Source organism: Methanosarcina baikalica (genome assembly GCF_031461075.1).
GTDB classification, from domain to species: domain Archaea; phylum Halobacteriota; class Methanosarcinia; order Methanosarcinales; family Methanosarcinaceae; genus Methanosarcina; species Methanosarcina baikalica.
The window spans coordinates 1-11119 of sequence record NZ_JAVKPK010000093.1; the positions used below are offsets into that span (position 1 = coordinate 1).

The window sequence follows — 11119 nt, forward strand, 5'->3', positions numbered from 1 at the left end:
ATATATCCTTAAAAACTCCAGGACCTTATCAGGTTTTGTTTAAACTCGGTTCCTTTAAGCCCTCCTATGCCCGGTTTCATCTGGTGGCTCTCAAATACCCAGCCTTGCAATTTTCGAAGAAGTTTCTCTGTATATTCCTTAATTGTCTCCGGCTTTTTCCACCCATCTTAATTTTTTTCAAAAATATTAAAAATAATTTAAAAATCTTGAAAGTCCAGGTGAATATTTAAACAATTTATTTACTCTTTTCAGAAGAATATGATTATTGATAGACTGTCGTTTCATATAAAAACAAAAAGACAGTTAATAGATAAATAATGAATTATATTTGTATATTAATAAACTATAGCCATTATACGCAATAACTGCCGGTTCAAAGTTTATTCTGTTTTGAGCCGGATAAGCCGTGTAAAGTATTGGGGGGTTAGTTCTGAAAATCGTGTTTATCAGAGATTCTCATGCCTGGCAGATGTTCAGTACCACACTGATCACTGTTTTATTTTTGCTTTCAGCAGGCATCGGGAGTGCGGAGATTATTTACGTAGAGCCTGGAAATTCAATTCAGGCTGCAGTAAATAATTCTACAACCGGAGATTTCGTCATTGTGAAAGCCGGAGAGTATGAGGAGAATATTGTTGTCAATGTTTCAGGGCTGACGATCAGCTCGGAATCCGGGAGCCCTGATGGCGTGCTTGTAAGGGGCAGGGAAAAGAACTCCAGCATATTCGAGGTTAAAGCAGATAACGTAACTATCAGCGGTTTTAATATAACAGGGTTAGGGGAAGTTTTCAGCGTTCCTGAAACTTCAGGTTCCGCAAATTCTTCTGGCTTGGGCAGTAATTCAAGTGATGCGGAAAGGGGACAGACTTCAGGTTCCGGATCAGATAGGCTTATTTCCCAGTGGGACGGGGTTGGCTGTCCTTCAGCAGGGATTTGTCTTGAACAGGTTAACAACTGCACAATCGAGAAAAACATTTTTTTCAAAAATAGGTACGGCGTTTATCTGCAGAACTCCAGGAACAGCACACTCTTGAATAATACCTTTTTCCGCAATGGAATCTGGCTTGATGAAGGATGCGGCCAGAATCTACTGGTAAATAATATAGTTGAAGGGAGCTATATCCTGCTTGGTGCTCACTGCTGGGACAATATAATGTTCCAGAACCGGCTCTCGAACGGCGAAGGAATAAGTATTGCCTGCTGCGGTGGAAACAATCTCGTTTCAAAGAATGATATTATAAACTGCAGTACCGGTATCGACATTTATGACGTTCAGGCAAGAACCGTCCTGCGGGACAACCGGATTACTGGCTGCGGGAATGGGATTTACTTCGATTTCGTCTTCGATTCCCGAGTCTATAATAATACGATCTCAAATGGTAGCACAGGCATCTTTTTGAGAGACGAATGCCACGATAATGAACTGTCCAGCAATACAATAATTTCAAGTAATGAGTCCGGCATTTATTTGCTGGACTACAGTGCTGATAACCGCATCTACAACAATTACTTTAATAACAGTATAAATGTGAAGGTAGAGAATACTGAAGGAAATATCTGGAATACTACAAAGACACCAGGAACGAATATTTTACAGGGGCCAAATCTGGGAGGGAATTTCTGGGCGAATTTGGAAGGAACCGGTTTTTCCCAGATCTCCAATGACTCGGATTCGGACGGGATTTGCGATCTTCCATACAATATCAACGGAAGCGATTTTGATTATTTTCCTCTTGCCAAACCTCCTTATGCATCCGGGGTGGATCTTAAAGTAATAATCGGGATGCCTGAAATAAACGAAATCTCTAATATTTCCATCGAAATTGACAGAAATACTCTTAATTTCGGAACCTTGCTTGCAGGACAGTCAAGCAGTCCGCAGGTTTTGAATGTAAGAAACACAGGAAAAAGTGATGTGATTATTTCCGCTGAAGTTAGAGATCCTTCAGATGCGGTTTTCTCAGACGGCATCTATCTTTCTTCTTTTTTCTGGCCAGAATTTTCTGAAGTAATTGAAAATAATACAAGTAAAAACCTGGAAGTCGTTCTCAAAGTCCCGGAGAACTATTCCGAAAACGGCATTAAAACGGGATCTCTCTTTTTCCTGGCTAAGAAGGTTTGAGAGATCTATTTTTATCTATTATCTTCATTTTATTTTCTTTTTTACTTTCAATCTTTAAAAAAAGTCAATCAACTTTATTCTAGAAGGACTGAATAAAAGGCAAAATGCAGTGGTTTTCCCCATAAACAACTGAACCTCACCCAAAAACAGTTATATTATCTCGCTGTAAAAGATCCGGCGGCAGTGTACTAAAAGTTCTGTAAATTCTGACTGACTCTATACATTTGTTCTCACTACAAAAAACAGAATTTATGGCTTTTACTAATGCATAGATTTTACATTAAAAACGATGTCATTGGTCATCGGTTAAGGAATTTTCTTGCCTGAAGGCTATCGATTTTAGATCAGAAATTGGCCTCAAATTTTAGCCTCTTTGCCTAAAATCGGTACCCTGCTCCAGTTCAATGTCTGTCTGAATTTTGGGCATATGTCAAGGGAATGAATACAATTTATCATGATTCCTCCCTTAACCGAAAATGCATGAAAACGATGTATTTTCACTGGTTTAGCTTCTATCAATGATTTACTCTAAATCTATCCACTCTATTCTTGTTTTTTATCTCTACTCGCAGATAATACTCCAGCTATTATTGATAAAAGGAATGCTATGCCGAGTGTAATAAGTGTAAATTTGTTGATTGATAAGTAGTATCCTAGCAGTAAAATAAGCAACATCAAAAAACGATGAATTTAAAAAGTATATTCATGTTGCATTAATTTGGATAGTATGAGTTATAAAATTTTGGCTTGTTTTGGACTATTAACTCTTTGAAAAGGTAAGATAAAAAGATAAGTATACATAGATTTTACCATAAAACCAGTAATCTTCTGACTTCTAAGCAGCTTTCAGACGGTTACAGGTTTCGTCATACGATTTAATCTTATATCCATCACTGCTTTTAAGCTTTGTCTTTATAAAATGTATCGGTTGCGGATGCCTCACCTGGTCACTATATATTTTTATTTTGGAACAAAGTGAAATCAAACTCCCAAATTAGGGTAATTAAGATGATATCGGTTGCGAATGCCTCACCTGGTCACTATATATTTTTATTTTGGAACAAAGTGAAATCAAACTCCCAAATTAGGGTAATTAAGATGAATTAGTGTAATCAAGATATACAGAGAAAATATTTTCGTTCTTTTCGAGCTCACTTTTTATTCTGATTGCATCTTTTTCCGGAATCCAATTCTTGGATTCATCTTCAAAAAGAATATAACACCAGGTAGACTTTTTCACTTGAATATCATATTTATCGAGTATTTCAAGAAAATTTTCATCTTGAACAGCTTGTTCAGATACCGTAACTACGTGATAATCTCCTTTTCTGATAACTTGAGAAGGAGAAGATATAATCCAATCTTTTTTTTCCTCTTTCATTTTTTGACTTATTTCACGTCTTATATCCCGATTGTCTTTGTCTAACATTATGTAGTATTTGTCCGCCGTGTGATCAATATTGTACTTTATACTATAGTTCATAGTCAGGTTATAATTATTAAGAACAAGTTTAACTTCCGAATCGGAAACTCCATCTTCAAATTGAATATACATACCACCTACCTTAAGCTCATCGTTAACTTGCGTTTCCGTATCTACTGGTGTTTTTACAAATAACCCTGCAATTATTACTAGAATCAGAAAAACAATAAAAAAAGCAACTTTCTTGTTAATTCTACTCATACCAATTACCCCAAAAAAGTGAAGAGTTTTAGCTCTTCACTTCACGTATATATGACAAGTTTCGGCTCCCCAAGTTTCTAGAAATTGGTGCCCCGATCCAACGGGTAGTGGATCATTAATCTTCAAATAGTGTAGTCCAACGCCAGAATCTGAGTATCCTCTACAGACTCGAACATGCCCTGGAATCAGACTAACTACAGGTCTATTGTTATTTATTTCGGAGGTGAGCTGACTTAAAATACTCAACTCGTCGTATGCGTCTCTCGGAAAACACAGGTAGAGAAAAGCTCATATTATATGCCTCTTTTTTTCTGTAACTTTCCCCAACCACTCCTTACTTAAAGACTCTTCAGGAGTGTAAAACGTCTTTGCCTTCACAAGAGTATTTATAACCTCAATGCTTACAGGTCCAGGTCAATCTCAAAGAGAACTGAGTAAGCTGCACTAACATATGGCTCAATTGGGTTACTCTCAGCTTTAATTTCTCGTAGAACCTTTTCAACTGATACCTTTGTCGGGCTGGCTTCAAGCTTTTCCATTATCTTTTTGGCAGTCTCAGGTGCTTCCTGAATGACCTTTGCAATCTGCCTAGCGCCATTGATTGATATTGTGACAGCATCAAGCTTTTTCATCACTTATTTTGCTAGTTCCTTTTTAAGCTTGATGTCTTTATACGGCTCCTTTTGGGCAGGGACTTCCTCTATTTCTTCTTCCTCCTCCTCTTCCTCATCAATCTGCATGGGTGAGACAGTAAGTTTCACTACATCAGGCTTTTTCGGCTCTTCCTTCGCAGGCTCCTATTTGATTCGAAGCAGCGGGAAAAAGCATTTTTAGAAAAAGAGTAAAAAATAGTCAGGCAGGCATAATATTTTAGAAGCTCTGTTATTGGTGACCTCTTGAACCTGGGGAACCTTAAGAAAAGAGGAGAATAACATGTTTTTAAGGCACTGACATTGACCTTTTACATTCATTTTCAAAATCGATTTTAGAATCAATTCTTTTGTAAATTGCGGGAATATCCCTAAACACCTGCTTTAATGGTCTTGCAGTTCTTTTGGTTTCATTCCGTTTTTTTTCGTTCGATATAATAAATATAAAACTAACATCACTAAAACAGCGAAGACTACGATATACAGTATAGGTATTCCAAAAATCATTATTGCGTTAGATTCTATAGCCATGGTTTTCTATATGGCGTACGCATTTAAATATTTTTCTCAAGTATCACATTTTTACAGGGAGAATTACTTTATTCCTCATTTAACAAGAAATTACAACACTTGACTGAGAGTAAAAAATTATTACTAAAGTTAACGGTATTTCGTTAACTTTAATAAATCACCCATAGTCAAATTTTTTGAATGCTTATGGATATGTAACATACTGATATGATGATACAGTTGTATCTACTCCAGTTGCCGGGTTACATCCAATAGGCCATACCACATAGAGATAACCAGATGTGTAGTAACTGTGATACCCAGTAACTAAGTTTGCTGTGCCCCTTGCTGTCTTTTTGTTTGTATTGAATCCATAACTAGTCGCAGAAGCCATGGGGGACGTGTCACCATCCTTGAATAAGTATGAAGTTATACTTATTTCTGGAATAGTAGTACTTGATGTTGGGGCTGTTACCTGTGCAATGGATGAATAAGTTGCCGTTCCTTGGGACCTTGAAGTCGATAAAGCAGAATAATCAGTTACTGCATAATATGGGCTTGTGGCAATAATATCATTAATCATCGCGTCTCCTGAGCGTGATACTCCAGGTTTTGGCCAGGTCATTGGTGTTTTCTTAAGGCGAGCTACACTATCTTTAGGAAGCTCATTCAGTGACCCTGGATATACTTTATCCATAAATTCCGCCATTGTTATATCTGTTCCGTAAACCTGAGCTAAAACTTTACTCGTGCTTTCATTTGTGGTAAATGTATAAGATTTTGAAAGCTTACTATCTTTTGTCGCTTTATTGATATCTTCACTTGCCACTGCTAGCGGAACTAGCAGAATTGCTAAAACAAATATTCCTATCATTAATTTTTGATTCGTTCTCACTTATCCAGCTCCTATATGATTGTTTAGGAAGCAGGGTTAGGTAAGCTTATATATTCGCAAAGCTAACTTAATCTTGCTTCTTAGGGAGTATTCATGGAGTTCGATAACCTTGGAAAGTACTTCTGAACTCCATAAACTACTTTTTGTTAACTCCTTATAAGTTTTATGTGTAAACTCTCTAACAATGCGATTTTCATACTCATTTTGAATCTGTAATTATTTCCTGATCTTTGATTGTTAGAGACTTTGGCTGTAAAGTATATATGTGAGAATAATGCCTTAACTCATATTCAAACTCTAAAAGAGCAATCGTGCGAGTTTTTATCTTATTAAATAAAATAATACTGTTAACCCATATGAAATTTAGACTAATAAATTCCCTAGACAGTCACAGGCTTCGTCATGCAATTTCCATACATGGTGACTTTTTACTTTTAAGGCTTCAGTATGTGGTTTGGTCACTGTTTTAACATATGCTTATTCAAAAGCTTCGTCTTTAGAGTATCTAATGAACAAGTATTCGTACATCACCGCCACTACCCACCCACCAAGCGCTCCCAACTGAGCCCAATCTCCTGAAATTCTATATAAGTACACAAGATGTACAATATTAGTAACTGAAAATACCATCACAAGAATATTTAATCTCTTTTGAAAACGTGCAGTAACTTTCATTAATTTCTCCTCGTCCTTACAATATATACAGGTCTGTGATGTTGAAAGTTGTTTCTGTATCCTTCAGGCTGCTAAACAAGGCATGGGAACACACCACCCACTGAAAACAAATTGGGCCTAGGGCGTCCTATGAGGTCGCACCCATCACAGCAGTTCTTTTTACCTGATTACCTCAAGGTTATCAACATTTTACATAATATGTTGCTACCCAGGCAAATGCTGAAAGCATGCACTACAAAATTATACTTTTTGCGTTTGGTAGGGGGTTTATCGAAGGAAACAAGCATATTCCTATAAACTATGTAACAATCGAAAAAACAAACACATAAGCAATTATGGAAAATTCTGCCTGAAAATGACAATTTTCTTTATAATAATTATACAATAAAATAGAAATAACATTTTTTGTATTACTAATTTTAGCGAAATTATGTTAGTTCTGCATACTAGAGGTATTTTGCAATTTTTCAGTAATCTGAAACTTTTAGAATATCCATAGGTTTTCCCATGAAACCTATAGGAAAACTACGAAGCAAATTTACAGAAAAATTAGCACACTACCCATATCGGCAGTGTACCGAAAGTTCTGTAAATTCGAAGTCCTGAATATAGAGCAAAATATATTAATTTTTTCTATTGGTGTTTTTTCTGCTTCTCTCTAAGGTATGCTTTTCTAAACCATGCTATTCTATAGTATATCGGAATATAGAACATATAACCGATTACATGCCCAATGGCTAAAAAGTATTAGGAACACATACCCTGTTCAAATTTGGTGTATGAATTTCGCGTTCTAAGCTGGCTGTTTTACCCTATATTGAACGGATGATTTACGATCAATTGAGGGGTCGGAAAGCCATTGGATTGTATTTCTCCGAGTTGACAGACTTTTTATATATTAGTAGGATGTTCTTAATATTTCTCATAACTTATCCTTTTTAACCAGATCGTATGTCTTTGCCATCCTTACGAGATCGTTCGTGCTGTGCTTTTTGTATATCTGGAAGAACCTTTGATCGTACCCATCAATTGAAGTTTCACGCTGCTTCGTGACAAGTTCCTTGAACTGCAGGGACATTCCGTGAGGCATTTCCAGGAGCTTCAAGACTTTCACGATTCTGGTTTTTGCGTCCAACATAACATAATTTATGAGATATCCTTTGTTCATATCGTTAAGGTCCTCAATGTCATATGGAGGGAAAAACTTGACATGGTAAGGGGCATCCATCCAGCTCATTGATCCGAATTTAACTAGGATGAAGATAATACCGTCAATCTCCATGAGACCTAGTTTGATCTTACCTTCAGCGAATTGCTTAAGTTCGAATTGTGATGGGGAAGTCCAGGCTATCCTTAGAAAACCACCAGATTGTTTAAATTCAAAGATTACACTCTCATTGATGGGGTTCGTCCCTGGAAAAGGTTTACCGACCTCAATTGTTTGCATTATCCGCCACCTACAATTTTAAAAAAAGGACAGGTTGATACTCTAAATCGATGTGTTCTTGATGAAGTCAATTTTATAAATAGATTATTCGGAGTAGCTATCTAAATCTGGATGTTATCTGTGAACATTATAGTGCGACAAGAAGTTATGTTATGAATTGCGTTAACGCTGCTCTTTCGGTTCCGTTGCAAAAAATTAACTTTGAATTTACAGCAAATTTGCAACACTGCCCAGATATGTGAACAAAATGCATAAGTTATACTAAAATACCCAAATACATTCAATCTCTTACAGCACTTGCTAGCATTAGCCTGTATTGTAACGCTCTTTCGAAGATGCATCATTTAAAATTTGATAAATTACTGTATTCATAATCTGTTTAACTGCTTCTTCATCATCGATGTCTTTAATTTCCGAAAGAAGCATGTTACCCATAATCTGATAAATCCTGTTATCGGTTACTCCTTTAGCGTTCCCCCATTTTCGTAGAACTAGATCTAATTCCTTATCCATCTCTTCGAAATAAGCACTTAGTTGGCTGAGTTCTGTTATCATTTCTTCCTGACCACGTGTATGACCGAACTTCATAGCTCGTGCCCAGAAATAATGATGTGCTATAAAATTTCTATTTCCCAAAGCATCTGAAAGTTTCTTTTCAAAATCGTCTGATAAATCAACGGATTTCTTAACATTGGATATCAATTGACCAAGTGTCTTCTTAAAGTTTCCTTCAAGAATAGAGTCAAATTGCGATTTAGTAATATGGTCGGCATTAGGATTATAAACGGTAGCAGCAAGCATAGCTAAAGTTCTTTCTAAACATTGAATGTGATACATCGTAAGCCCGTAAAATGCATATACTTCTCTGATACGATATGATTCAGGGTCAAGTGTATCATCGTAGTTGTAGTTAGCTATATTGTCTGTCACGCATTTCAATAGAAGTAATAAACTGATAAACGTAACGAAAATTATTATATATATAGCCAAGATTTCCATCAAATAACCCTATAAGCAAAAAAAGTTTCAAAATGTATGTTTTTACATGAAGTGTGACTTTTTTAATGATTTTTTAAATTTTCTCTGGTTTTTAAAGCATTTTTAAAGTAAAAGTAATATAAAACGTAATCTAATGATAGGTTAACAAAAAATACACTCATTTTTACATATAAAATATATACAAAAATTTGTTTTTGAAAATTGGTAGGTGGAGTAATGACGGTAGAATTTGGATTAGATACTATACTTCATCAAAGGATTATCGATAAGTGTATGTCTCTTTACAAGGATGGTCATTTTCCATCTGCTGCATTTGAATCGATGAAACAAGTAGAACTTGCACTTAAAGAGAAATCTGGAACTGACGAGAAATTGTTCGGCACACGATTAGTCGATACACTTTTAGGATCTGGAAAAAATATAAAGTTAACAATTCCTTTAGGAGATGAACTCCAAGAACAAGCAAGATCATTATTTAAAGGTGCATTTTCGTACTACAGAAATTACACAGCTCACGATGGTAGTAAAATCGATGAAGTTATTTGTATTAGGATTATGGTATTAGCTAGTGAACTACTAGATCTTATAGCTGCTTCACCTATTAGTTTTACGGAGATAGGTGGAGTAAAAGGATTGATAGAACGAGGTATTTTTGATAAAGAATCACAAATATCAGATCTACTTTCTTTTCTTTCGTCCCAAGTTTGCCCTGGATGTTTTGATGGTTTGTTTGAGGACTTATGTGAAAGAGGTTACACTGATCATCAATATCAATCCGTTTTTGACTTAGGTCTTATTGAATATAAACAGGAAATTAGGGATTATAGTTTTCCTGATAAACCTGCAGATTTAGATACGTTTGGGTGGTTCGAATTGACTCCAATGGGGCATATGGTTCTTAATAAAAATTAGAATATTTGAAACACTGTGAGTTTTTTGCCTTATTTTGCACCATAACCTTTCATTACATCATCTCAAGTATCTATAAACTTTACCTAAATTTCCACCAAGGTTTATTATTACCGGTGACTTATGGCAAGAGCTTCATATTCAATTTACTATTTTCCTGAATTAAGCTCTGAATATGAACAGCTCGCTTTTGTGTAACTTCGTTTAGCTGGCTTATTTGATCATCCTTTACGTGTAGCTGGTCGCTCATCAGGTCGATCTGCTTTCTCAGGTCTTCAATTCTTATTTAGTATACATTTGTTTTCCTAAAAATACTGTATAATTGCCTGAATAGAGATGATATTAATGACCATCTGTTGAGATCTAGGGGAAAAATACTGTACTTTAAGCTTGATAATATTCACTTTTTAAAACACAGATAAAGTTCTGTATCGGGGTAATACCGGCGTCACTTAAATGAGACGTAAAGTAGATAACTTATTCAGGTGAGAAATCTGGATATCAGTGTTTCTTGGGATGTATAAATTTTCAATAGTTTCACAGCAGTTTCACAGATTTTTTTGTAATATGTACATTTATAAATCGGAAAGATGCGGGACCTGGGAGAAAGCACTTCTAAAATGGGTGATGCTTTGAAAGCTGTCGAAATCCGGATTTCACAGGGAGAAAAGTACTTCTGCAAATGGATATGGTGTGACCTATTGTCTTTTGCTGTAAGGGTCGGCCGGATTATCGCAAAAGTTATCGACTTTTATGCTTTCCCGGAAGCAATGGATTCGTTATGGCAAGCTGTTAAGCCTAATACCCGAAGTCTTACCCCACTAGAGGAACGGGAAGCACGAAGCGTATTTGGAGATAGCATCATTTATTGGCAGGTGCGTATCGACGAATGTTCGCTCATTGCTCGGATCGGAGCGAAAATAAACCGATGCTCAGGTATGGGTGTTACAACCTTCCATACTATCAATTTCAATCGAAAGATTAACACGGCAGCAGATAACTCCGAAATGAAGTGGCTTATTCATGAGTTAACCCATGTTGTGCAAATGGAATATGTTGGCTCGCAATACCTTATTGAAGCAATTCATGCGCAAGCAAGCTCGGGGTACGCGTACAGGCTTGGTGTAAAAAAGCATTTGCGTGATTATAATCGTGAGCAACAAGCCTCGATTGTTGCGGACTATTATATTGCACACAGTTCAGGCGGTTCAACTGCAGCTTATGATCC

Annotated in this window: 9 protein-coding genes; 3 read left to right on the plus strand and 6 right to left on the minus strand. The window is 36.3% G+C overall.

What is annotated here, in order from left to right:
• Positions 1–439: 439 nt before the first annotated feature.
• Complete coding sequence (locus RG963_RS15280; protein WP_310577139.1) at positions 440–2122, plus strand: right-handed parallel beta-helix repeat-containing protein; 1683 nt, start codon at positions 440–442, stop codon at positions 2120–2122.
• A gap of 1093 nt (positions 2123–3215) precedes the next feature.
• Here RG963_RS15280 and RG963_RS15285 read toward each other — a convergent pair.
• The 6 genes from RG963_RS15285 to RG963_RS15310 all read right to left on the minus strand — a co-directional run bounded on the left by RG963_RS15285 (position 3216) and on the right by RG963_RS15310 (position 8913).
• Entirely contained in the window at positions 3216–3806 is a 591-nt protein-coding gene (locus RG963_RS15285; protein ID WP_310577140.1) for a UPF0228 family protein, read from the minus strand.
• A gap of 401 nt (positions 3807–4207) precedes the next feature.
• A complete protein-coding gene (locus RG963_RS15290; RefSeq protein WP_310577141.1) occupies positions 4208–4438 on the minus strand; it encodes a hypothetical protein in 231 nt (76 codons plus the stop codon).
• Positions 4439–5171: 733 nt separating this feature from the next.
• Entirely contained in the window at positions 5172–5861 is a 690-nt protein-coding gene (locus tag RG963_RS15295) for a hypothetical protein (protein WP_310577142.1), read from the minus strand.
• Between the two features lie 477 nt (positions 5862–6338).
• Positions 6339–6536, minus strand: coding sequence for a hypothetical protein (locus RG963_RS15300; protein ID WP_310577143.1), 198 nt, complete (start codon positions 6534–6536; stop codon positions 6339–6341).
• Positions 6537–7458: 922 nt separating this feature from the next.
• Entirely contained in the window at positions 7459–7983 is a 525-nt protein-coding gene (locus RG963_RS15305) for a hypothetical protein (protein ID WP_310577144.1), read from the minus strand.
• Between the two features lie 306 nt (positions 7984–8289).
• Positions 8290–8913, minus strand: a complete 624-nt coding sequence (locus RG963_RS15310; RefSeq protein ID WP_310577145.1) for a hypothetical protein — start codon at positions 8911–8913, stop codon at positions 8290–8292.
• Positions 8914–9198: 285 nt separating this feature from the next.
• Here RG963_RS15310 and RG963_RS15315 point away from each other — a divergent pair, with 285 nt between their 5' ends.
• Positions 9199–9894: a TIGR02391 family protein gene (locus RG963_RS15315; protein WP_310577146.1), complete on the plus strand. Its 696-nt coding sequence runs from the start codon at positions 9199–9201 to the stop codon at positions 9892–9894.
• A 587-nt stretch (positions 9895–10481) separates the two neighbouring features.
• Positions 10482–11119 (plus strand): hypothetical protein (locus tag RG963_RS15320; RefSeq protein ID WP_310577147.1); only part of this gene is annotated, 638 nt, incomplete at its 3' end.

Bases quoted from the DNA above. Each gene is read 5' to 3' on its own strand.
- RG963_RS15285 (WP_310577140.1), bottom strand. From the start codon at position 3,806: ATGAGTAGAATTAACAAGAAAGTTGCTTTTTTTATTGTTTTTCTGATT.
- RG963_RS15290 (WP_310577141.1), bottom strand. From the start codon at position 4,438: ATGAAAAAGCTTGATGCTGTCACAATATCAATCAATGGCGCTAGGCAG.
- RG963_RS15300 (WP_310577143.1), bottom strand. From the start codon at position 6,536: ATGAAAGTTACTGCACGTTTTCAAAAGAGATTAAATATTCTTGTGATG.
- RG963_RS15305 (WP_310577144.1), bottom strand. From the start codon at position 7,983: ATGCAAACAATTGAGGTCGGTAAACCTTTTCCAGGGACGAACCCCATC.
- RG963_RS15315 (WP_310577146.1), top strand. From the start codon at position 9,199: ATGACGGTAGAATTTGGATTAGATACTATACTTCATCAAAGGATTATC.